The sequence below is a fragment of the Bacillus cereus group sp. Bc010 genome (assembly GCF_027716745.1).
In the GTDB taxonomy this organism is placed as follows: Bacteria; Bacillota; Bacilli; order Bacillales; family Bacillaceae_G; genus Bacillus_A; species Bacillus_A pacificus.
This window is the reverse complement of the sequence record NZ_JAQFUY010000015.1, coordinates 76,052-101,283: the sequence shown is the minus strand read 5'-3', so window position 1 is coordinate 101,283 and position 25,232 is coordinate 76,052. Positions and strand designations below refer to the sequence as shown.

Here is a 25,232-nt window from a genome sequence, read left to right as displayed (position 1 = left end):
CCACCTTTAATCTTGTTCCAGCCAATTGAACAATGAGATTTTTCCTTTCCGTTGTTCGTCTAAAATCCTTTCCTCATAGTCTCGTTGTGTTAAATCCACTAAACTCTTATTCTTTTCAATTGTAATTGGATCTGGTTTCCATTTCTTTGATTGAGCTGCTTTGAAAAACTTGAAGTAATCATCAATGGGTCTGCTTTGCTGACGCATAATAAGACAAATCTCAAGTGCACGTTCCAATGGTAAGGAGGTAAGATCTTTATGTAATTCTTCCGAAGGGGATTCTAGATTGGCTATTTGAAATGCCCATTTGATTAACTCAGACTTGTTGTAATTGATAGACATAGGCGTTGGTGTACTTTTACTCTGGTTAACTTTTTTTGGAGAGCCCTTTAGGGCTGCAATATCGCTTGCTGGTATCCTCCAACCTTCTTTACGGCTATTTTGGATTGCACCTGGAAACATTCCATCTTTTATCTTTCTTTTTATAGTTTCCTCATTCTTGTAGCCCAAAAGTGATGTTACCTCTTTAACCGTAAAATACTTCTCCATATGAATCCTCCTTAAAAATGAGTGAACTCATTATCTTGTTAAACAGATTATATGTTTCATTTTATTTTACCTAATAAAGGAAGGTCAATAATTATTATCTATATTTTCTAATTAATTCAAAGTGATAATAAAAGTGATGAAAAAAATTCAAATGTAGCGATAAAAGTTTCGATAAGTCTATAAAATGTAGTGATAAAATGAAGGGAAAACCATAAAAAATAGGCGTATCAAGGAAAGTGTTGATACGCCTTAAAACTACACTGTTAAACAACATGCGTCGTCGTGCAGTAATAATGATATTTATTTAATTAGCTTAGATTCAGTATTACATATTAATCATCTGTGCTTTTTTATTACTTTTTAAAAATACCAAACGGCTTTCCAACTGGTAAAACAACTTTTCCAAAGTGTGTGTTTAACACTGCTGCTGCTGAACCATAGAAAGATAATAATGAAATAAGAAGTTCAGAATATGCTGCTAAATTATGCATTGCATGCGGCATAACACCTAAAGTACTTAATGAAAGACCAATAAATAAGAAATCAATAAGGACGAAAATCATAAATAATACTTTATGTGTTTCCATTGCACCAATTGTCATAAAGATTGTGAAAATCAAATATCCGATAAAGGCTACACCAAGCTGTTTTGAATCTGCAGCTTGTGCTAATTTTTCGCCAAATACTCCAAGTTGAATTAACCAAGTCATTCCAACGCCTAGCCAAAATAGGCCATAAGCACCGAAAGCTGTTGTACCGAATGTATTGTTATGCTTTGCATCGTGAATGCAAGCAAAGATTTGTGCAAATCCTCCTAAAAAGATTGCCCACGGTAATACGAGTGAAACACCATCTGTTAAGCCTAACTTTTGAGATGATGCTACAAGTGTTACCATCGCTAATCCAAATAGACCGATTCCAGATGGATCTGCTGTTGTCATTTTCACATGATGTGTAGTTGTTTGATTGCTCATATAAACCTCCTGATTATAAACATACTCGAATACAATACTTAAATCAGAAGGCTATGTCAATGGTTTTTTTTGTATGTTGTCAGACTTTACTTTTTATAATGATTGAATATACTTCCGACCACTTCATACGGTTTTATATTCACTTTTTCCAACTCATATATCGGCAACCATAACGGAATATAAATCCCTCTATCTTTCATTTCGAATTCTTCAGCTTTACCACTTCCAAAAACTCCACCTATAATATCGGCATTAAAATAATACTCCGTACTCTTATACTCCACCTTTGCAATTAAATGCTCCACTTTTATATGTACCCCTAATTCTTCAAAAATTTCTCGCCTTGTTGCTTCTTCAGGTGTTTCTCCTTCTTCGATTCCTCCGCCTGGAAAAACATAGTACGTTTCATCTTCTCGAATACGTTTTATAAGAGCTATTTTTCCTTTCTGCACAATGATAGCCGCGCCGCGATTTCTTATCATTTTATTACCTCAATACCAATCGCAACTGTTCCCCACTTTTGTTCTTGTTCTTTCGTATATATTTTGTATGTACTTTCTAACATTTCCTCTAAACTATCATTTTCACAATCCAATAATTTTTTATCAATTTGTTCGTACATTGCTTGAAAGTTTTCGTATCGTTTTATCTCCGTTACTTTTACAGCCATCGTTGCTGCTGTCGTAAGGTTCGTAAATATAATATGATCGCCTTGTTTTATGAGTTGACGTTTTTTATCGTATAAGCGCACTTCATACACTTTTTTCCCTGATTGAATTGACTGAAAAGGTTTATTATATAATCCCATCTCATACCTCATACATTCCACTCCCATTTATTCATTTTACTTATTAACACTGGTCACCTTACTACACCTTGCATATAATATTCCACGCTTATTTCTTGATTGAGAAAGAAGGTTGAAGAATCATGTTATATTTAAATCAAAAACCTGAATATAGTAAGTATGATATCGGTGATTATACTTATAGTAAAGTAGGTCCAACTATTTTTTCTTGGAATGATGAAACGAAATTAAAAATAGGTAAGTTTTGTTCATTAGGAGAAGACGTTGTTTTCATACTTGGCGGAGAACATCGCGCGGACTGGATAACGACTTATCCATTTAACGCTCTTTTCAGCGAAGGAGCCCATATTACTGGTCACCCCTCTTCAAAAGGTGATATCGTAATCGGCAATGATGTATGGATTGGTTATCAATCCTGCATTTTATCTGGTGTTACAATTGGTAACGGTGCCATTATTGGTGCCAAAAGTGTTGTTACAAAAGACGTCCCTCCATATGCAATTGTGGCTGGTAATCCAGCAAAATTTATTCGATATCGTTTCCCGCAAGAAACAATTGACAAACTAGAGAATCTTGCATGGTGGGATTGGGACATTTCTGTTATAAAAAGAGCGATTCCATTACTACTCTCCGACAAAACCGATGAATTTTTCACCTCGCCCGAAAAAGAATCTACATGATTCATGCAGAAAGAGCATCCTTCTCTTACAGGATGCTCTTTCTGCATTTATTTTTTCTTTATTTGCAAGTGATCACACGGAGAACATTGAAAAGGAATTTTCCCTAAACAATTAAGATTCGTTTCACAAATTTGTTCTATCGTTGGAACGAACGGAATGACGACTATATTACTTTCTACTATTTGTGTAACAGGTGGCAATACTGTACCTACTTGATGTTCGAAACGAATACTCGCTTGATTAATATAATTTCCTGAACCACTTGGTGCGCTCTGCACTACTACTTGGAACGAAACGGTTCGCGCTTGACCAGGATTTAAACTTCCTATAAGAAATCCTGATACTGGGTTTACATTTGGCACTGACGTATTATCAACCGCTACAGTTCCAAGGACAAATTGAACACTACTATCTAACATATCTTGAAAACGAATATTTTGTATTGCTGTATCCCCCGTATTTGTAATAACTGTCGTAAACGTAATAACATCTCCAATCGTTGCTGCCTGTAAATCTGCTGTTTTTACGACTGTCGTTGAGACATTTTGAGAAATAAACGGGATAACAACTGTATTGCTATCACCTTCAACTACTACTGGCGGCTCATTCGGGTTTACAATTGCAAGCCCATTTGCTATAGCAGTATTTGTAACTAAATTATTTATTTGTCCTCCTGTTATTACAACTTGGAAATTAATAATTGCCGCATCATTTGGCTGAAAATCACCTAACGGGATACCAGTATTCGGATTGGCAAATGGGAGAGGTACATCATTTACCGTTACCGTGCCATTTATAAATAACGTATTCGGATCAATGATATCTGTTAAAATAATATTCGTCACAGGAACTGTACTGTCATTTATAACGGCGATTCCATAAGTGATAACATCTCCTACCATCGCTACTTCAAAGTTTGCTCCTTTTGCAACAAATAAGATTGCAGTATTTACCGTTACTATAACTGTATTGCTCGTATCCATCACTGTAACTGGCGGCTCTCCTGGTACTAAAATATATTCTGCCAACGCCCCTGCAACGTTCACTACTGTACCACCATCTGAAAAACTTGTAATCGTAGCTTTATATGTTACAAGTGCGGTCTCACCAACTGGAATATCTTGTATCGTAAATCCGAGCTGCGGATTTAACCCCGGTTGTGAAACTCCATTTATCGTTACACTATTTGCGACGAAATCGGCTTCTGGAGATAGCACATCTATAAATTGAACATTCATTGCATCAGCAGTACCAGTATTTAATATACGAACCGTATACGTTACCGTTTCTCCTACTCCAACAACTGAATGATCTACTTCTTTTAGCATATCTAAGCTGCCTCTATTTACTGGCGTAACCGTCGTATTACTTGAATTCGTAATTGTAAACGGAGGTTCTCCTGGAATCAATTCGAAATCACCCGTTACTCTCGCTGTATTCATAATGCTACTAGAAGGTGGAACCGCGATTACATTTACTTCAAATGTAATTAATACACTATCTCCTACTGCAAGATTCGGTAATGAAAAGCCTACAAATGGATCTAAGCCTACTTGCGGAATTCCATTTATTTGTACACTTCCAGGAACGAATTCTAAACTAGGTGATGGGACGTCAACAAACTGAACATTCGTCGCTGTTACCGTTCCCGTATTTGTAACTTGCACACTATACGTTAACGTATCTCCTACTCGCGTTGCTTGTTTATTTACTGTTTTTATTACATTGAAGCGCCCTCTATTCACCCTCGTTATTGTCGTATTACTTGGCTGATTTACTATAACTGGTGGCTCTCCTGGCACTAAAGTAAAGCTTCCTGTTATATTTGCAACGTTCGTAATTGTTCCTGATGACGGGATGTTTGTAACTGTCGCTTGAAACGTCACGATAACCGTTTCACCAACTGGTATATCTCCAACTCCAAATCCAGTAATCGGATTTAAGTTTGGTTGCGGGGCTCCATTTATCGTTACACTATTTGCTACAAATGACGCACCTGTTGAAATGGTATCAATAAACTGAACATTGTTAGCTGTTACTGTTCCTGTATTCGTTATTTGTACTGTATACGTCAATATATCTCCCACTAGAGTAGCGACTCTATTTACTTGTTTAATAGCATTAAAGCGTCCTCTATTTACAGTTGTGAGTGTTGTATTACTTGGCTGATTTACTATAACTGGTGGTTCTCCTGGTACTAATATAAAGCTTCCAGTAACATTTGCCGTATTGGCAATTGTTCCGTTTGACGGAACGCTAACAACTGTTACTTGGAATGTGACTTCTACACTTTCACCTGGATTTATATCTGGAAGCGTGAACCCATTATTCGGATTGAACCCAGGTTGTAACACACCGTTTATCGTTACACTGTTCGGTATGAATGTTATAGAGGAAGGTAATACATCACTATATTGAACATTCGTTGCTATCACGGTTCCCGTATTTTGAACTACTGTTGTATATGTGATTGTATCGCCTACCGCAACAACCGGCTGACTTACTGATTTTAATACATTTAAACCAGGCTCATTGATTTCTGTTAATGTCGTATTACTCGTCGTTGTTTCCGTAATAGGCGGCTCTGTTTCACTTACTGCAAATGTAGCTGTAACGTCTACAAAGTTAACAACTGTCCCACCTTCTGGTATGATTTTTACCTTCTCTTGATATGTGACACGTACAAAATCACCTACAGGTATATTTGGAACTGTAAAACCACTAAAAGGATCTAATCCTGGTGCCGGTACCCCATTTATGCTCACACTTCCTGGTACAAATTCTACACCCGCGGAAGTAGTATCGATAAATTGAACATTCGTCGCTGCCACTGTTCCAAAATTAAAGATAAATACATTATAAGTTAATATTTCTCCTACAGTTGCTACTTCTTTATCTACTAGTTTCAATGGAAAGATAAACGCTATATTAATTGTCGTAACGACTAAATTCGTTAATATCGTTTCCGTAATCGGTGGTTCTTGCGGATTTGGTTGTGAAGTAAATGTAACATCTGCATCATTTAATATGACTTCATTATCTGGAATTTCCGTAATCGTCACTTGGAACGTCACAGTAATATTTGCACCTGCATTTAATAACGGAGTAACTGTAAAGCCTACTTCTGGATTTAATCCAGGTTGCTGTATTCCACCTATCGTTACACTGTTCTCAACAAACGTCGTCCCTTCTGGAATGACATCCTGGAAGAGTACGTCTGTAACAGGGATAATTCCTACATTCGTTATTAACACTGTATACGTTAATACATCTCCAACAGCTCCGGCGGCAACATTTACTGTTTTTGTTGCTGTCACTTCGCCAGGAGGAGGTAATGGTATTGTAACTACCGTTGTATTACTTGAATTCGTTGTTGTTACAGGTGGTTGTAAAGGATTTAATAAGAAAGTGGCTGTAGCAGATGCTGTATTTAATACTGCTCCGCGTGTAGACGGTGCAATTACCGTAGCTTGGAACGTTACTGTCAACGATGTTCCAGCCACAATATTAGGAAGCGTGAAACCTATATTCGGATCGAATCCAGGTTGAGGCGTTCCATTTATCGTTACACTATTTGCTACAAATGTCGTTTCTGGAGCAATTGGATCAATGAAAGAAACATTTGTTGCTGTTACTGTACCGTTATTTCGAATGACAACAGAATATGTGTAAGTTTCTCCAAGTGCTGCTTGTTGTACAGATGCAGATTTTTGTATATTTAATTGTGCTGTGTTTACTTGCGTCACTACAAAATTACTATTTGTAATAGTCGTTATTGGAGGGTTTGCTGGATTTATAAGAAAACTTGCAGTAACGTTCGATTGGTTTCGAACATTTCCACCGCTCGGAATACTCTTCACTGTAACTTGAAACGTAATCGTGGCCGTTTGTCCGACCGGAATATTTGGTACTGAGAATCCTGCCATAGGATCCGCGCCTTGCTGAACGACTCCGTTGATTGTTACACTATTTACTACAAACGCAGTACCGGAGGGAATTTGATCTTGAAAAATAATATTCGTCGCAGGAACAGTTCCTGTATTTTGAATAAGAATCGTATACGTTAACGTATCCCCTACTCCTGCTTGTGGTGTATTTACACTCTTCATTATATTAAGTGATCCTACATTCACTCGCGTCACAACAATATTACTAATCGTTACAATTGTAATTGGTGGCTGGAGAGGACTTACTTGGAAATCAGCAGTTACATTCGCATTATTCGGAAGAACTCTATTTGATGGTACACTTGTGATTGTCACTTGGAAAGTAACTGTTACCATCCCTCCTACCGGAATATTAGCAAGTGGAAATCCAGTTGTCGGGTTTAAACCTGGTTGAGGTGTTCCATTTATTGTTACACTGTTTGCTACAAACGTTGTTCCAGAAGGAATCGGATCAAGGAATGATACATTTGTCGCTGCTACTGTTCCACTATTTTGTATACGAACTGTATACGTTAACGTATCTCCTACACCGGCTTCAGTAGCACTTACACTTTTCATTACATTTAATCCTGAAGAATTCACGACCGTCATAACAGTATTACTTGGTACTGTTACAGTAATTGGTGGCTCTGTTGGATTCAGAAGGAAATCTCCAGTGACATTCGCATTATTTACAACATTATTTCCTTGGGGAATTTCATCAATTAATACTTCAAACGTAACAATTACATTCGCCCCAGTAGGCAAATCATTTAACGGGAATCCAAGTTCTGGATCTGCACCTTCTTGTAAAATACCATTAACCAATACACTGTTTTCAATAAATAATGTTCCTTGTGGAATTGAATCTTGGAAAAACACATTTGTAGCTGGTACACTACCTGCATTTATGATTTCAATTGTATATACTAAAACGTCCCCTACGGTTGCAACAGCAGTATTCACTGATTTCACAACTTCAAAGTTCCCTGATTGTACTGTTGTATTCACAATGTTACTTGGAACATTGATTGTTACGGGTGGTTCACTCGGATTCACTTGAAAACTTGCTGTTACATTCGCCTGATTTAAAATATCTTCATTTTCTGGATCCTGTACAATTAATACATCAAATGTAACTACGACTGTTTGAGCCGCAGGAATATTAGGAAGAGAAAATCCTGTATTCGGATTCAATCCACTTTGTGGTACTCCATTAATTGTTACAGAATTTGCAACAAATGAAACAGCAGAAGAAATAGGGTCTTGGAAAAATACATTTGTTAACAGAACGTTTCCTGTATTTTGGACGGCAATTGTGTATGTTAAAGTATCCCCTACCGCCGCTTGTGTTGTATTCACTTCTTTTATTACATTTAAACCGCCTGTATTAACTTGTGTCACAACTGTATTCGTTTGTCTATTAATTGTTATCGGTGGCTGATTCGGATTAACAACAAAATTAGCAGATACATTTCCGCGATTCGCAATCGTACCTCCCGATGGTGTAGATATTACTCGTACTTGAAATGTAACAGTCCTACTTCCGCCAGGAGATATATTAGCTACTGTAAACCCAGTCGCTGGATTTGCCCCAGGTTGTGAAACCCCGTCCACCGTCACACTATTTGCGATAAAAGTCGTCCCAACTGGAATCGGATCTTGAAAAATAACATTTGTCGCAAGTACATTTCCGATATTCTCAATTGTAATAGTGTACATAAGAACGTCATTCACTGTCGCAAAAGCTTTATCCACTGTTTTTCTCGTTCTTATATCAGCTATATTAATAGTAGTAACTACAGTATTACTTGTCGCTTGCCCTGAAACTGGTTGTTGACCAGGTACTGGAGTAAAGGTAAATGTTGCACTCGCACGATTCGGAATTGGATTGACAAGAGGATTAGATGTTACTCGAACTTGAAAGCGCACTACAGTCGTTTGCGAAGCATTAATACTTCCAAGATTAATACTACTTGCTGGATTCGCTCCTGGACGCGCTACTCCATTCACCGTAACACTATTTGGAACAAATGTTGTTCCAGCCGGGATGCTATCAACAAAAATCACATTGTTTGCAGCAACATTCCCATTATTTGTGACATTAACTGTGTACGTTAATACATCATTAAGTGTCGCAGTCTGTAGATCTACAGATTTTTGCATACTTATAGTTGCTTGGTTCACTGTCGTTTGTACTGTATTTGAAGAAGATGTACTTGTAATAGGAGAACTACCGACAAAAGGACGGAATTGATATGACACCATTGCACGATTTAAAATAGGATTGGGATTCGGGAATGATGTTATTCGTACTTGAAATGTAACAACTCTTTGCATGTTATTTGGGATTGTTCCTACATTAATTCCACTAGCAGGGTTTGCATTCGGCTGTGTTACTCCTCCTACCGTTACACTACCTGCAACAAACGTCGTTCCGTTCGGAATACTATCACGTAATACAACATTTTCTGCACTTCCTGTCCCTGTATTTGGGACCGTAATCGTATAAGTGAGAGTATCCCCTACCCCTGCGACTGTTCTATTAACCGATTTAACAGGATTAATAATTGGACCTGTTGCATCAATTTGAACACCAAAACCAGCTGCAGCGTATCCATCTCCATTTGTAACGAAGCGAACAGTTGCTGACGTTTGATTGTTTACTAAAGACGTAGAGGCATTTACATTCGTAATATCCCACCCTTGTCTTCGGACAGCTAAAGCTATCCCTAACGGCTGATTCAAATCTCCAAATGTCCCAGTTGTATCTAACTCTCCAATATCATTACAAATTTGAGACTGGAAGAAATTATTTGCAGGGTTTCTCGGCCCGAATAATGCAACTGTAGCATTTGCATTCGGTCCAAAGCGAAGTTGATCTCCAGAAATGTTGGAATCTCCCTCTTGAGCAGTTACAAGTACCCTTCCTGTTACAGCTCCTGTAGCTGGCGTAGCAAATCCTGAAATAGTAGCATCAATAATTTCTTGACCTGCATATACTGACAAATTTCGAAGTGGTAAACTTGCATTTTGATACACAACCTCAAGCGTCCATCCAGCTGAACGACTAATTGTTGGATCGGCTGAAGTTCTTGCAGCTGGCACAGCACCCGTTGTATATGTGCCTGCCCCACCTGCACTAACAAGATTCGTTACATTGGCAGAGCGAGCATAATAAAACTGGTTTCCTACTGAACCTTGCTGCGCGGTAGCAGGATCTGGCGTAACAGAAAACGTCCCTGCTGGCGTTGTAAATGTAATGTTATCATTTAAAAATGGTAAAACATCTTCCGTATCAGTCCGGAAAGTACCAGCCCAAACTAATTCTGCATATAACACACTGCTTCCCGCTGGAAGATTTAAAATTGCACTTGAAGAATTCAATTGCCACTCATCTGTTGTCCCTGCTGGGAATCCTGGTACTTGCAGCGCTGTATTTACTGTCGTAAACACAGCAAGTGTACCAAAAATATTACCTGGTGCAGGTGATGTAGGGCTAAGTCCCAGCGTATTCCCAGTAAACGTGACGGCACCAGGTACTGTTGTCGTAAAACGATTTATAAAAGGCACACAATCATCTCATTTCAATTATAGTAAAAAGTGCTCTATACTATAAAATGTAGACAAACTATACAATGTACGTTGTCCAACAAAATTCCGCACATATGAGAGGAGTTTATAAAACTATGCGCTACGTTATCATAACAGGAACTTCACAAGGTTTAGGTGAGGCTATTGCCACACAATTGTTAGAAAAAAATACAACTGTCATCTCTATTTCTAGAAGAGAAAATAAAGAGCTTACGAAACTCGCAGAACAATATAATAGCAATTGTGTTTTCCACTCCTTAGATCTTCAAGATGTACATAATTTAGAAACGAACTTTAACAAAATCATTTCATCTATTCAAGAAGACAGTGTATCTTCTATTCATTTAATTAATAACGCTGGTACAGTCGCACCAATGAAACCAATAGAAAAAGCTGAAAGTGAACTGCTCATTACGAACGTTCACATTAATTTACTTGCGCCAATGATCCTCACCTCCACTTTCATGAAACATACGAAAGAATGGAAAGTAGATAAACGTGTGATAAACATTTCATCTGGTGCAGGAAAAAATCCTTACTTCGGATGGGGCGCTTATTGTACAACGAAAGCTGGCGTAAATATGTTTACACAGTGCGTAGCAACCGAAGAAGCAGAAAAAGAATATCCAGTAAAAATCGTGGCTTTTGCACCTGGTGTTGTTGATACAAATATGCAAGCACAAATTCGGGAAACAAATAAAGAAGACTTCACAAACTTAGACCGCTTCATTACATTAAAAGAAGAAGGAAAGCTATTATCACCCGAATATGTTGCGAAAGCTATTCGGAATTTATTAGAAACCGAAGACTTCCCTCAAGGCGAGGTTATTAGAATTGACGAATAACAAAAAGGCGTGCTATTTTAGCACGCCTTTTTGTTCTACTTCTCTAAAAATATGAGTACAGACTCCGCAATTTGCTCATAACCGATTTCTTGATAAATTTTATTCGATGTCGGATTCGCTAGATCAGTATATAACGTAGTCGTCTTGTACCCTTCATCTAACATACGTTGACTAAGTGCCGCTACACAATTAGATGCGTATCCCTTTTTCCTTGATTCTTTAGGTGTATATACGAAATTAACTGTTATATTATTTTTAGTTGGACGTGTTTTTGCTGCTACAGAAACAAGTTTTCCGTCTACTTCTAGACCAAATAAACGATGATTAGTAATTAATGTATGTGCCGTTTGTTTTGCTTCTTCTTTCGTAGTAGGAAGATTCACATCTTCACAAAATTGATATATCCACTCTTCTATTAATGTTAGTTCATCACTACTTACTTCTCGAAAAAAACCATCCTCGCTCGGTTTCTTCTTCACTTCTTTCAACTCATATACCCCTTGCTCCATTACAACATTCGTTTTCTTATTTTCTAACACCGCAATCTCTTCTGCTAAGTGCTGTACAACTTTCTTATCACCAATTAATCCAGGAATATCCGGATATATTTTCGTTAACTCTTTTGCAAGCTCCTTGATAGCTACTCCCGAAATTTCAGAAGTTGCAACAATGATTTGTTTCTTCTCTTCTGTTTGAAGAAATACAACTGCAATTTCTTCTCCTTGTTTCGCTATCCCCATAAATATCGGTTGGTGGACCATTTGTAATACGCCTAATATGAGATTATTTTCCTGCTCATTCTTTTCTAGAAATGGTGTAACCTCTTCTTTAAAATTAACAATCTCTTCATATACATGCAATTGAATCATCGACAATCTCTTCTCTCTATTTATAGTTTTATTAAGGTATTGGCGATTAATTCACTAAATTCCTCTTTTACGATTCAATAATATTCGAAGCTAACGTATTCAAATTATTTTCAGCTTGTAAAATTCTCTGTTTTTCCTTTTCAAATACCTCTTCTTCTTGTCGAAATGACTCTTTTCGATTGTTAATCATGCGCTCCATTTCTTTTTTACTTGGCCCACCGTATACATTTCTTTTTTGTATAAAAGCTTCTGGCGATATAATTTCTTTCCACTCTTTTTCTAATAAAGTTATATTAAATTTTTCTTGTAAGTACATATTCACATCTTTCAAATGTAATTCATGAAGCTCCTTTTTCTGCTCCAATAACATATTTGCAATAGCACTCGCTGCATGATGCGCATGCCGAAATGGAATGTCATAGTTTTTTGTTAAAGCATCTGCGAAATCAGTTATCGTAATTGCATGTTTATAGGAACGATTTTTCAACGTTTCTTCCTCTACTTTCATCGTTCGAATAACTGCATTCATAATAGAAAAAACACGAATAGTCTTTCCAATCCCTTTATATAAATACGGCTGCAAGTCATCCTCTGTATCCACAATATCACCAAATGGTGTATTATGAATCATTTGAAATACTGTAAATGCTTCTCCTAAAGCACTACTCGTAATTGCACGGGCGTGTTCAATAGAAACTGGATTTCGCTTTTGCGGCATAATACTACTAATTTGCACATATGGCTTCGCCACAGTAATACCATCATATTCTTTCGTCGCTAATAGTAAGAAGTCATGGATCCATCTGCTCGTATTCGTCATCATTACCATAAGTAAAGAGCTAACTTCTAATAAATAATCCGCTCCAGCAACAGCATCATATGAGTTCTCAATTACATTTGTAAACCCAAGTAAATCGGCAACTCGCTCTCGTTTAATTTGGAAACTTGTTGTAGAAAGCGCAGCGGCTCCCATTGGCGACTGATTTAAAAGTTTGTACGTTTTTTTCATGCGTTCTAAATCTCTCTGCATCGTATCATAAATCGCTAACGTATAATGACCAAATGTCGTTGGCTGTGCTGGTTGTGTATGTGTATAAGCTGGCATAATCGTTTCCTTATGATCAGAAGCAAGTTGCAGCATACTTTCCTGCAATAACAAATGATGTTCCATTAATCGTAATACATACCGTCTTAAACTCATGCGATACATCGTTACACCCATATCATTTCTACTTCTACCAATATGCATATTACTTACAAAATCGCTTTTTGCTTCTTGAGAAATTAAATGTTCCACTAAAAAAAAGAGATCTTCATGCTGCTCTGTATAGAGCAATTGCTCTTCTGGCATTCCCTCGACCTTTTTTAATGCGTGTAATATAACTTTACCTTCTTCCTTTTTCATTAAATTTTCTTCCATCAGCATTGTAATATGCGCTTTATGCACTTGAAACATATCTTTCAATAAGTAATTTCGTTGAAAATTAAATACATGTTGTAATACACAATTCACATATGTTTTCCCAGGGAAATCAGCGCCTTCACTCTTTATAAACTCTTCTTTATTTTGTTTCATCACCTTTTCCCCTTTCACCTAAGTATTACTACCCATCATACCCAGATATAGCAAAAAAGTGCTTGTATATAAAAATAAACTCGGCGCCTCTGCACCGAGTTTACTTAATAAAAGTCGCATCATACTTATCACTTTGCAACACTTGGAAATGTAAGTTTGCTAAATGTTTCCGTATTTCTGCACTGTCGTCCTCATTTAAATTATTTGCTAAGAACACTATTTCTGTACAGTTCCCGCGTTTATCCATTGCATAAACTGCCTTTGTAACTGTCCATGGTGTATAACCATTTTTTTGGCCTGCATGTCTAAATGTTTTACGATATTTCTTAGCGCTCATATCTGTTTCAACGATATTCGCCCATACTTTTTCTTCAGCTTCTGTTAGGCCACCTTTATGATTTGCCTTTTGAAGCAGTACCATATAATCGTTTGCAGAAGCAGCTGGCAATCGATCTGACCAAATTTTATCGTAACGTTCCTCTAAATAAAGAGGAATTTCCTTCTGTAATAATGGCCCCTTCTTTTTTAAGCGTTCATGAATAATCATTGCATATTCACGATATTGCTCTTGAGACATTTCTTTTAACTTCTTCTCTATTTTATATTTCGGAACATGTAATTCTTTATGCAAATATCCTGGAATGTATAAAGATGAAACGATTGGAAATAGCGGCTGATGTGCTGGAAGCGATAAACTTTGTAAATTCCAATTAATATTATCTAATCCTAACACTTCCATTAAATATTCAGCATTCGCATTCGAACTAAACTTAACCATTCCTTTTGCCACTTCTTCTAAAGAAACCGCTCCTTCAGTTATCTTGCCTGTCTTCTCCAAATATCTTTGCCATCTATCTTGTGCACCACCATCTGTATTCGGTACATAATACCGATTCACGTCATTAATGGAAACAAAACTAGACGAATCAATTTTCCCTTCCGTAACTTGTTTCGTATATTCAAGCGCCACAATTAATTTCATTGTACTAGCAACTGGCAATACAACGTTAGGATTGACAGAATAAACAACTTTATCATTTCTCTTTACTAGAAGCGCACTATTTTTTTCATCTTTATGTTCTTCAATAAAGGATGCAATATACTGTGCATCATCATTATTTGAACTCCACACTTTTTTCACTAAAAAGTTACCCGATATTAGCAAAACGAAAATACCCACAATCACTGCGCATACTATAGTTTTTTTCAAATAAAATTCCTCTCCTATTGTGTAACTCTTCTCTATCTATCTCTTACAAACAAAATAATGGAGATGATTATTTTAGTAATCATCTCCATTATTTTAACTTGTATTCTCCCATTATGTCTACGTCATAATTTTAACGAAATCTTCGAGGAATTTTTTATAATGTAACGACCAACCAATTCGCACCCAATTCTTTAATGCTTTTGAGTCAGGTTGAGGCCGGAAATCAGCAATACTCTCTCCTTTTGCAATTCCAACTGTATCTACATCGACTCGGCGATATACATAATCCAAAAGGGACGGATTTGCCGCTACCATCATTGTAACGACATCATGTACTGGACTACCTGTTATTTTCGGGTTTAACTTTTTATATGTTTTATAATAATACGTAAATATCGGCTCGATCAACTTATTGAAACTCGTTTTAGAGTGTTTTGTAATATATTTTACCATTTCCGGCGTAATAATAGCTTCAGATGTAACGTTAAGTGGCACTAATGTCACATTCTTAGCATTTTGCATAACTAATTGTGACGCAATGGGATCACCATGAAAATTCGCCTCTGCGACTGGTGTCACATTTCCAGGCATTAAAAAAGCACCACCCATTATATAATATTCTTTCACAAACTTCATCATCGGCTTTTCTAAAATAAACGCTGTCGCTAGTGTCGTTGACCTACCTGCATCAACTATAATTAATTCTCCTTTATACTTTTCAAGAATATCAAAAAAAGAACAAAAAGGTTTTATATTTGGTGAAAAAGTTTTTGGAGGTTTAATTGGTCCTAAACCGTCTGCCCCATGAATTTCTGGATAATACGTTGTAACATCTCCGGATAAAGGGATTTTTGCACCATTAATAACAGGTATATCCTCTCGCCCTGCCATTTGCAATAAATATGCTGCATTACTCGTTGCCTTTTCCTGCGTTACATTTCCATATCCCGTTACAACACCAACAATATCAATATCAGGATGCATAATTCCATACATGATGGCTAAAGAGTCATCAATTCCCGGGTCTCCCAAAAATAACACTTTTTTCATCGACCTCAACTCCATCCCCTCAATTGTTATTAATTTATGAATAGTCATTGATATACAGAATAAAAAAGAACAAATTCATACGAAAAAACGCAGTCCTATAAGGACTACGTTTTTCATATAACCTATGCTGTTTTTTTCACAGCACTCATACTTCCAATGATGTAAGCGATAAACGCTAAGCAAATCGGGAAGACAACCGTATGTATACCGAACGGATTTGGGTAGAAAAGATGGATACACATATATGACCCTACTCCAACTACAATAGACGCAAGCGCTCCTGTTGCATTCCCTTTTCTCCAATATAACCCTAATACGATCGGCCAAATGAATGCTGCTTCTAATCCACCGAAAGAAAATAAATTTAACCATATTAAAAAATCTGGTGGTTTAATTGCTGCTGCATAAACGAGCAGCCCTACGATAGCAGTAATCCATAAACTTCCTTTTCTAATCGTACTATCTGCTGCATCTTTATTTATGTAATTCACGTATATATCTTTAATGATTGATGAACTTACAAGTAGCAATAACGAGTTTACTGTAGACATAATGGCTGCCATTGGTGCAGCTAAGAAAACCCCAGCTAGCCACGGTGGCAACACTTCCATCGCGAGTAGCGGCATTACTTTATCTGGTACTGTTATACCTGGAAGTACGACTCGTGCGAACACACCCGTTAAATGCATACCAATCATAATGGTACCCACAACAATCGTCCCAATTATTAACGCTTGATGCATCGCTTTTGAATTTTTATAAGACATGGCACGCACACTAATTTGCGGTAAACCAACAACGCCAATTCCAATTAAAATCCAAAATGATGTCACATATGATTTCGTTAAGCTTCCATCCGCTCCGAATGGTGTAATTAAATTCGGATTGATTTGAACAAGTTCCTGCATAATCTTTTCAATTCCACCACCGGCAACGACAGTAGCGATTAAAATGATTGTCGTCCCAACTAACATAATGATACCTAATAACGTATCTGATAAAGCAACTGCACGAAATCCACCAATTAATACGTACACAAGTACAGAAAAAGTAAATAAAAATAGTGCTGTTGTATAAGAAAGACCCGTTAGCGACTCAATTAATCGGCCACCGCCGACCCACTGAGCTACTGTTGCTGAAAATAAAAAGATAATAATACATAACGCAGAAAGTATGACAACTGCTTTATTATTATATCTTCCCTTTAAATAATCGATAAGAGTAATAGCTTCCATCTTCCTAGCAATAATGGCAAACTTTTTACCGATAACTGTTAAAACGATATACCCTGTTACAACTTGAATCGCAGATAACAATACCCATCCAAGCCCCATATTGTATGCTATACCAGGGCCACCAATAAAGCTACTAGCACTACCGTACGTAGCAATCATTGTCATTGCTAATAATAAACCACCGAGCTCACGCCCACCTAAAAAATATTCTTGCAAAAACTTATTATGGGCAGTCGCTTGTACACGTCTTGAAGCATATACACCAATTAAAAATACAACGATAAACGAAATTATCATTGGAATGATTACATACCAATTCATCTATTATTCCTCACTTTTTTCTTCCTCATCGAGTGAAATATCTTGAAATACAAAACGAACAACTAAACTAAGTAAAATAACCATAACGATAAAACCAACGATACAGCTATAAAAAAACCATGCTGGAAAACCAAATACATATGTATATTCACTTGGATTTTTACTACCAAGCCCATAAGCAACTCCGTACCATATTATAAAATTGATAATAGCAAGTCCAAGACCAATTAACGCTTCTCTATGGGCGATTCGAAAGCGTGGATCATCATGATAATTCTTCATTTTTCTCCCTCCTCTCACGATGTATTATTGTACCATTGTTCTTCTAGTTTTTCCTACTAGAAAGCAAAAACAAGCAGGATTTTTTATAATCATATAGAAGACTTTCTTACATTACATATTTTTTACAATTGTAACACAAATGAAATTTGAATTTTCAGTATTTGTTAATTATGATTTTAATTAGAGGCTTTCCATCTAGTTTCCACATCCTTGATTTCGGAATAAACGCCGTCTCGTACTGCGTTTACATTATATTTTCAAGGGGGTTATACAATGAGTCAACTAGCTGTAAATCTTCATGAAAAGGTAGAAAAGTTTCTTCAAGGTACAAAAAAGTTATATGTGAATGGACCCTTTATTGAAAGCGCTTCCGGTAAAACATTTAACACACCTAACCCAGCAACTGGCGAAACACTTGCCGTCGTTTCTGAAGCTGGTCGCGAAGATATTCATAAAGCTGTCGTTGCAGCTCGCATGGCTTTTGACGAAGGTCCTTGGTCTCGCATGAGCCCTGCTGAGCGAAGCCGGCTTATGTACAAGTTAGCTGATTTAATGGAAGAACATAAAGAAGAGCTTGCACAGCTTGAAACGCTAGATAACGGAAAGCCAATCCGTGAAACAATGGCAGCAGACATACCACTTGCAATTGAGCATATGCGCTATTATGCTGGCTGGGCGACGAAAATCGTTGGTCAAACAATCCCTGTTTCCGGTGATTACTTTAACTATACACGCCATGAAGCTGTTGGTGTCGTTGGTCAAATTATCCCTTGGAACTTCCCGCTTCTTATGGCAATGTGGAAAATGGGAGCAGCGCTTGCTACAGGATGTACAATCGTTTTAAAACCTGCAGAACAAACTCCACTATCTGCCTTATACTTAGCTGAATTAATTGAAGAAGCTGGATTCCCGAAAGGTGTTATTAATATCGTTCCTGGATTCGGTGAATCAGCTGGACAAGCTCTTGTTAATCATCCACTCGTTGATAAAATTGCATTTACTGGTTCTACTCCAGTCGGTAAGCAAATTATGCGCCAAGCATCTGAAAATTTATAGGTACGTTTTTATGTGGTCATTATTATAAACTCCTTGTGCCCCATAGGTTATTCGTATTTTGACCACCACCTACTGGTCAAAATGATTTATTAACTCCTTCTAAAACCCCTATTTTTAACTCACTTTTAAGTACAAATACACATATACTATTATTGGACTGGGCATCCTGTATTTCGTTGAGATGCTCCGCATATACTATTATGGGTGCATCCTGCATTTTGTTAGGAAACTCTTTACTGGTAACGCATATACTGTTACTGGGTGGAGTCCTGCATTAACACTGAGACATTTTTTACTAGGAGGGACTTTTATGTTTGAAGAAAAAGAAAATGAAGAACAAGACGAGATAGAAGAACTTAAAACAATTCCTATTGCAGACTATGTAAAAATGAGACGTGAACAACGAAAACAAGAACAAGCAGAGTTCGAAGCAAAACTAAAAGTCCTCCAAGAAAAAACAGATAGACTCAAACGAGAATTAGGCTACAAAGATCGAAATCAAAAAACCTCCGAATGAAACTCTTCGAAGGCGCTTTGATTCTTTTTTATGTTATTACACATCAATCCCATATATTAGGACGTTCTATCCCCATATTTCGCATATAATCTAATAGTTGTCCAGTATGTACCGCCTCATGATAAGCTATTCGCATTAAAAAATCTCCTAGCGGTCGAATATAACCTGTAACCCCTTTACCACTTAAATCGGATCGATCTATTAGAATGTTTACTAAATCATCCTTCGTTAGAGATTGGATAAAGTTTAAGAATGTTTCTCGATAAGATAACGAAAATTCGATTTCCGCTTCAAGATTTGTAAACTCTCTTAAAGAATATGATTCATCAAGATTTTGTGAATTTCCATGATTTTGGATGATTTGATAATAATAATACTCTGATTCCAAAACATGTCTAATCATTTCTGCACATGTAAAGGCTTCATCATCTGGCTTCCAGTTTAACATGTGTTCAGGAATAGCTTTCCATACTTTAATACTTCTACGTCTCGTTTCTTCTAAATTCAAAAGAATTAATTCGACCTCATTCACAAAATTACCCCCCTTTGTTCTTATAGATTAATAATAACAAATATACAGAAAATTACAAGAATACACGTTCGTTAATTAACTTAAAAACTATTTTCGAAACTTACTTGCAAAGGAAGACTTTACTGGCTTCTTATCAATCGGAAGAACCTTCGGCCCTTCTTGTACCTCTTCCTTCTCTTTAAAACCCTCTAGGAAAGCCATAGGCTCCTTAAACGCCGTTTTCATGGCATAGTCCACATTTTTATCCACTTCTTCGTTAGAATGCCCCATTAACGTTCTATACAGCCTATATACCACACCTTGTAGTTTTTCTATGCTTATATTTGCCTTTTTTAGATCATCTTTCACCTTATCGTGGCTTTCTTGCAGGTTGGATAAGTCTTTCTGTAATTCTTTTTCTCTATCTAGTGACTCACGAAACTGTTTTTCCATGAAAAGTAAATGCTTTAATAGGTCGTCTTTGTCTTTATATCTTTTATCGACCAAATCAACTACATTGGGTACTTTTACTTCTTTTCCCTTGGAAACAGTTACAGCTTCACTGAATACTTCATTTGCTTTGTCTACTTCAATTCGACCCATTCGATTTTCTTTTCTCCAAAAGGCAATAGAGGTTGAGTTTAATATGATTCCTTTCTCGAACAATTCATTCGCATAGCGGTAAATATCTGTATAACCAATTCTCCCCATAGGCTGTACATTCTCTCTAAACATCAAGATTACTTTTCTCACTTCTTCAACAGAAAACTTTGGTTTACGCCCCACTGTTTTAGTCATGTAACATTCTCCCTCCATCCATATCTTCTAACTTAGAACCTAGTAATGCCATTTTGTATATATCGCCCTGTATAGCGTTTGCTTTTGTTTTTATCTTCGTTAACAACTCTGGATTTCTTCTTGATAATTCGTCTTGTAGAAATTGTTTATTTAGGTTTTGTAAGGCTGTTGTCATTTCACTTACGTTATTTCTCATTTCAAGTATTTCTTTTTGAATTGTTTCTTTCTTTTCCAAATACTCTTCGGGTGAAATTCCCCAGTACGAACAGAAATAACAACGTTTCGATTCACATTTTTGTTCTTGATCCTTGCAAAATCCTATTTTCATTTTTTGTTTATACGTTCCTTCGCTTTCATACACTTTCATTTTTACTTCATCGGGGGTAATTCCCACTGATTTAGTTGAGAGACTAGTATTTTTCACTTTTTTCATTAGCTTAAATACTTCGCAATCTACCCAGTACTCTTTATGATTACTGTAATGTAATTGCGTTTGAATTGTTTTATGTCCTCCTAATCGTGCAACCTCAACAGGACTATATCCTTGCATCATCAAAGACATGAATGCGATGTGCCTAGTATCATTCGGTCGAAGGTGATATTCTTGTTCTACTTTAAAATCATATACTTGTTCTATCGTTCTATAAAATCTAGGAATTAATGTTTCCAAATTTCTTCTGTTAAATTGTTTTGTATTCTTTTGAATGTACCCACGAACACTGTCTTTCACACTCATAATCGAAAGATATGAGATTAAAGTATCTGTTTTACCATACTGATTCGTTAAATCAATATAATGACCAATCATTTTATACATTTCTTCGTCTATTGCTACTTTATCCATAATTTGTACTCTCTTTGAATTCTGCTTAGTTCTCGGCAAGTGTAAATAATATTTATCTTTATCTACACTTAAGCAATCTCGTTCTATCAAACAAAACTCCGAAGCACGCATTGGAATAATTGTTGTTAATCTCCACCATATTGCAAGTGGATACACCATGAGTAATTCTTTATCGAAGTTTTCCTTATCCACAAAGCTTTCCAACAATGTTTCAAAATGCTTTTCTAGATAATAAGAAAACGATAGTACATACTGTGAAGGTGGCAATTCTCTTATATTACTTTGATGTTGGGGTATTTTATTTTTTAGTTCTACAAGAACAGGAAGATAATCATCGCCAATCTCTAGATCAGCATAATCAAAGAAATTACACAATGAATTAATCATTTCTCGTTTATAATTATGACTTAGTTCCCCATATTCAATATAATCAACTAAAGCTTTTATTTCGGTTTTTTTGAAGCCTTTAGTCACTTCGAATCCCTTATTTAAATGAATTAGACAATGAACCGCTATTTCTTTGTATTGATCAATAAGATTGACAATCCAACATTTAACGATTTCTTTAAACTCTTTTGGCAATTTACGATTAAAATGCGAGTAATCAAACTTACTGAAGTCATAACCGTTATAATTTTCAACATATAAAACTTTATTAACTTCCCAGTAATCCTCTTCAAATTCACCCCGAAGCCAACGATTTTCTTCTACAAGTTTTTGTACAATCCCCTTAGCTTCAATAACACTCTGTTTTATATCGAATCCTTCATCAGAGAAAACATCTATATCAAGTTCTATTTCTTTTACTGTATCCGTTACGGACATACTAGTTCCCCCTAAACTACGATAAATAAATTGGATTGTATGTTAGGTACGCTTCAAAATCTTCACCCGTTTTTGTTTGTACTTCCCCAATCAAATCTACTAATTCGTTATATTCTTCTTTTCCTCTTTCGAAGAAATGAAATACTTCCTCTTCCCCAAACTTTTGCATCGCACGTTCTACATGGTCTAAATCTTTATATAACACGTTCATAAGACGAGTTTTTTCACCGTCAAAGGTATTTGGGTCAAAATCTTTAACAAACTCAAAAATGGACGTTTTAAAACCTTCTACGAGAGAAGAAACTGCATAAAAGTTTGGAATAGCGAATGGACAGTCTTTACAAGAATCTAAATGTGGCTTTTGACAATTTGGAGAAACAAGGCATTGGAAATTCTCTTCATTGCTCGGTAGAGAATTAACTTGCAAATCAAACATTAAATCTGTAACTTCATCCAATCCCATATTGAAAATTTGATCAGCCACTTTTTGTCTCTCCGCTAACGTTTTATTAATAAATCCAGATGTTGCTTCGAGTTTATGAATCCCACCAAATGTTGCACTTAAAGCTAATATTTCTTGGGTTCTTTGATTTCTATCTTCTGTATCTCCAATCAGAATTTCAGCCATCAAATCAGGGATATAACCAAAGTTTTTTCTATTAAACAAACCCTCACTTAATTCATCCAATTCATCTTGTGGAATTACAAGATAAATGTTGGTAGTTTCGAAATTTTCATGTGCTCGTAGTCGTTGAGCCATTTCTAAAGCTGCACTACCTTTCCCTTTCTTCACTAGAACCATATATATCAACACTAATACTGTACGATTCATTTGTCGGCTTTGAAATTGAAATCCGTCTATTTCAAAATTTTCGAAGAAAGCATTATGAGCTTTTTTACCAAAACTACTATCATCTTGTGTGCCAAAATCTATGATTCTCGTTTCATTAGAATTTGAGCTAATTACAAGGCTTGTCCGCTTTTTAGCAATGATTGAACAAATAATAATTGCAGTCGCAAGTGAAACAGCTAAATCATCTGGACAATTGAAACGATTAGTTGCTCCAGTTTTGTTTACTGTCAAATCTTTTCGTTTAATTTGATTGATAACTGCATTCGCTTCTTCCTTTGTTAAATCTCTTGATTTTAATATTTCTAGAGAATTAATTCCAATCGATTCGAAATCAACCATCGCAATATCCATTACATCTCCGTGTCTCCAGGCATTACCTAAGTGAATCAACACATAGAGCCAAGCAGAACCGTAATAGAATATTTCTTTTTTATCCTTATCTGCGATTATCTTCTCCGCATCTAAAATAGCTTTATGTTTATGTTCCTCTTTTTGGACATAATCATATACTTTTATGTACTCTTCATACTCATATACTTCTTTTGGTTTTTCTTCTACCTCATACTGATAAGGATTAGTAATTCTGTTTATATCAAATGTTTTTTTTCGTGCTTCTTTTTTATTTAAATATATAGTCACTCTCGAATGAAATTCTCTTAAAAAAGCGTATAAAAAACCTTGCTTTTTCACGCCTATTGAAGGATTGAACAATTTGAGATTGATTTCATTTGAAGTCAACGAATACAATTCTTTTTCTATTGTCAAGTTTGATAAATATTCCGTACAATCAACGTAATCTCTCAATAAATTCCTTATACCTCTCTCATTTCTTTCAGACAACACGAACTTCTCTTTGCAGTATGAATACCATTCTTGCTCTGTATATCGACTATTTTTTGAAAAAGAAATTTCTTTTAAAATCAGCCATTCTTCAAATGCTTCTACTGGTGTTTTTTCCGAAAGTATTCTTTTTATTTTGTCTTGCATATCAATTTTATCTTTGTATTCTTGTACTTCTTCCAAGCGAAATACAAATTCTGCTGATGTCCCAAAAGCATATCGTATAATAGCATTTGTTTTTATTGGTGTAAAAACAGCCGTAGGTTGTCGAATATCTACACCGCAAATATTATTGATTTCACTTGCAAGACAATACTTTTCCTTACTTTCCTTCACATTTTCAGTAATGCCTTTAATAGCTTTCTTTGAGTAATACACCTTCTTAGAACTCAATTTAACTGGTTTTATACCCTCTTCTTTAGCAATTGATAGAAGTGTATGTTTTTTTATCCCAAGAATATTGTATATTTCCTCTAATGTATAATAGTCATCTAGATTCGTATTAAACATCTCAAAATATTTAACGTCCTCTATACGATAAAACCACATCATCTTAGTAAAACGTATTCTTTTGAGGTCGTTCTGTCTATCTACAATGTCAAATTGCAAATGACTTATGTTATATTTTTCCGCCAATTCATCGTTTTTTATATGAGTATCAAAAAAGTGAAGTAGTTGCTCCTTATCCACATATAAAAAAGCTTTATTGAAGCCATTTTCGTAATATCTATAATCAATTTTTTCAACATCACAAAGAGCAATAATTTCACCTATTCTCTTTCGACCCGCAACACTATTTCCTGTAACCGTTTCTTTGATACCAAAACTATATACAGCTTCTTTTTCAGTTAGATATTTCTCTTCCATTTCTTCTATTTTTGTCATCAAATTATCTAATTCATTTACGTTAAAAAATGTTGACGGTTTCCCATTACTTCCTCGCCCTTCTTTTGTACTAAGGTGTCCTTCTTTAAGCCAATGTTTAAAACCGCCCATATGCTTTGAAATTTTCCCATATTTTCCGCATTTAATGACTTCTGATTTCGTAATCCACTCTTGTTTCACCAAT

18 protein-coding genes and 1 pseudogene are annotated in these 25,232 nt (G+C 36.0%); 4 read left to right on the top strand and 15 right to left on the bottom strand.

Annotated elements, in window-relative coordinates:
* Nucleotides 1-6: 6 nt before the first annotated feature.
* From PDQ68_RS17325 to PDQ68_RS17310, 4 genes are all read right to left on the bottom strand, one after another.
* Complete coding sequence (locus PDQ68_RS17325; protein ID WP_061183424.1) at nt 7-549, bottom strand: helix-turn-helix transcriptional regulator; 543 nt, start codon at nt 547-549, stop codon at nt 7-9.
* 353 nt (nt 550-902) lie between these two features.
* Entirely contained in the window at nt 903-1,523 is a 621-nt protein-coding gene (locus tag PDQ68_RS17320; RefSeq protein ID WP_000070938.1) for an acetate uptake transporter, read from the bottom strand.
* An 86-nt stretch (nt 1,524-1,609) separates the two neighbouring features.
* Nucleotides 1,610-2,005, bottom strand: coding sequence for an NUDIX hydrolase (locus tag PDQ68_RS17315; RefSeq protein ID WP_016718190.1), 396 nt, complete (start codon nt 2,003-2,005; stop codon nt 1,610-1,612).
* Nucleotides 2,002-2,343: an ASCH domain-containing protein gene (locus tag PDQ68_RS17310; protein WP_012644528.1), complete on the bottom strand. Its 342-nt coding sequence runs from the start codon at nt 2,341-2,343 to the stop codon at nt 2,002-2,004. The genes PDQ68_RS17315 and PDQ68_RS17310 overlap by 4 nt, the downstream gene beginning before the upstream one ends.
* A gap of 110 nt (nt 2,344-2,453) precedes the next feature.
* On the opposite strand from PDQ68_RS17310, the gene PDQ68_RS17305 reads away from it, so the two are divergent.
* Nucleotides 2,454-3,011, top strand: a complete 558-nt coding sequence (locus PDQ68_RS17305) for a CatB-related O-acetyltransferase (protein ID WP_000966314.1) — start codon at nt 2,454-2,456, stop codon at nt 3,009-3,011.
* A 47-nt stretch (nt 3,012-3,058) separates the two neighbouring features.
* Here PDQ68_RS17305 and PDQ68_RS17300 read toward each other — a convergent pair whose 3' ends face one another.
* The gene (locus PDQ68_RS17300) at nt 3,059-10,510 is read right to left on the bottom strand and encodes a DUF7507 domain-containing protein (RefSeq protein ID WP_061183423.1); all 7,452 of its coding nucleotides are present in this window, start codon (nt 10,508-10,510) and stop codon (nt 3,059-3,061) included.
* Nucleotides 10,511-10,626: 116 nt separating this feature from the next.
* Here PDQ68_RS17300 and PDQ68_RS17295 point away from each other — a divergent pair, with 116 nt between their 5' ends.
* Nucleotides 10,627-11,376, top strand: a complete 750-nt coding sequence (locus PDQ68_RS17295; protein WP_016718192.1) for a (S)-benzoin forming benzil reductase — start codon at nt 10,627-10,629, stop codon at nt 11,374-11,376.
* A 35-nt stretch (nt 11,377-11,411) separates the two neighbouring features.
* Here the strand turns inward: PDQ68_RS17295 and PDQ68_RS17290 are convergent, their stop codons facing one another.
* From PDQ68_RS17290 to PDQ68_RS17265, 6 genes are all read right to left on the bottom strand, one after another.
* A complete protein-coding gene (locus PDQ68_RS17290) occupies nt 11,412-12,245 on the bottom strand; it encodes a GNAT family N-acetyltransferase (RefSeq protein ID WP_061183422.1) in 834 nt (277 codons plus the stop codon).
* Between the two features lie 67 nt (nt 12,246-12,312).
* Nucleotides 12,313-13,821 carry an argininosuccinate lyase gene (gene argH / locus PDQ68_RS17285; RefSeq protein WP_061183421.1) on the bottom strand — a complete coding sequence of 503 codons (1,509 nt, stop codon included), beginning with the start codon at nt 13,819-13,821 and terminating at the stop codon, nt 12,313-12,315.
* Between the two features lie 100 nt (nt 13,822-13,921).
* Nucleotides 13,922-15,031 carry a serine hydrolase gene (locus tag PDQ68_RS17280; RefSeq protein ID WP_061183420.1) on the bottom strand — a complete coding sequence of 370 codons (1,110 nt, stop codon included), beginning with the start codon at nt 15,029-15,031 and terminating at the stop codon, nt 13,922-13,924.
* A gap of 117 nt (nt 15,032-15,148) precedes the next feature.
* Nucleotides 15,149-16,081, bottom strand: a complete 933-nt coding sequence (locus PDQ68_RS17275) for a nucleoside hydrolase (RefSeq protein ID WP_061183419.1) — start codon at nt 16,079-16,081, stop codon at nt 15,149-15,151.
* A 122-nt stretch (nt 16,082-16,203) separates the two neighbouring features.
* A complete protein-coding gene (gene panF / locus PDQ68_RS17270) occupies nt 16,204-17,637 on the bottom strand; it encodes a sodium/pantothenate symporter (RefSeq protein ID WP_016718196.1) in 1,434 nt (477 codons plus the stop codon).
* Nucleotides 17,638-17,640: 3 nt separating this feature from the next.
* Entirely contained in the window at nt 17,641-17,919 is a 279-nt protein-coding gene (locus PDQ68_RS17265; protein WP_208751936.1) for a YhdT family protein, read from the bottom strand.
* A 273-nt stretch (nt 17,920-18,192) separates the two neighbouring features.
* Between PDQ68_RS17265 and dhaS the strand changes: the two are divergent.
* Together dhaS and PDQ68_RS17255 are read left to right on the top strand one after the other, a co-directional pair.
* Nucleotides 18,193-18,972 (top strand): annotated as a pseudogene (gene dhaS / locus PDQ68_RS17260) (aldehyde dehydrogenase DhaS); the annotation flags it as partial.
* 313 nt (nt 18,973-19,285) lie between these two features.
* The gene (locus tag PDQ68_RS17255; protein WP_000461332.1) at nt 19,286-19,492 is read left to right on the top strand and encodes a hypothetical protein; all 207 of its coding nucleotides are present in this window, start codon (nt 19,286-19,288) and stop codon (nt 19,490-19,492) included.
* 43 nt (nt 19,493-19,535) lie between these two features.
* Here the strand turns inward: PDQ68_RS17255 and PDQ68_RS17250 are convergent, their stop codons facing one another.
* The 4 genes from PDQ68_RS17250 to PDQ68_RS17235 all read right to left on the bottom strand — a co-directional run bounded on the left by PDQ68_RS17250 (nt 19,536) and on the right by PDQ68_RS17235 (nt 25,228).
* Nucleotides 19,536-20,024, bottom strand: a complete 489-nt coding sequence (locus PDQ68_RS17250; protein ID WP_001006488.1) for a DinB family protein — start codon at nt 20,022-20,024, stop codon at nt 19,536-19,538.
* A gap of 87 nt (nt 20,025-20,111) precedes the next feature.
* A complete protein-coding gene (locus PDQ68_RS17245) occupies nt 20,112-20,801 on the bottom strand; it encodes a hypothetical protein (protein ID WP_000169479.1) in 690 nt (229 codons plus the stop codon).
* Nucleotides 20,794-22,470 carry a site-specific integrase gene (locus PDQ68_RS17240; protein WP_001992913.1) on the bottom strand — a complete coding sequence of 559 codons (1,677 nt, stop codon included), beginning with the start codon at nt 22,468-22,470 and terminating at the stop codon, nt 20,794-20,796. Before PDQ68_RS17240 ends, PDQ68_RS17245 begins: the two co-directional genes overlap by 8 nt.
* A gap of 16 nt (nt 22,471-22,486) precedes the next feature.
* Nucleotides 22,487-25,228: a hypothetical protein gene (locus PDQ68_RS17235; protein ID WP_000808479.1), complete on the bottom strand. Its 2,742-nt coding sequence runs from the start codon at nt 25,226-25,228 to the stop codon at nt 22,487-22,489.
* Between the last annotated feature and the right edge of the window lie 4 nt (nt 25,229-25,232).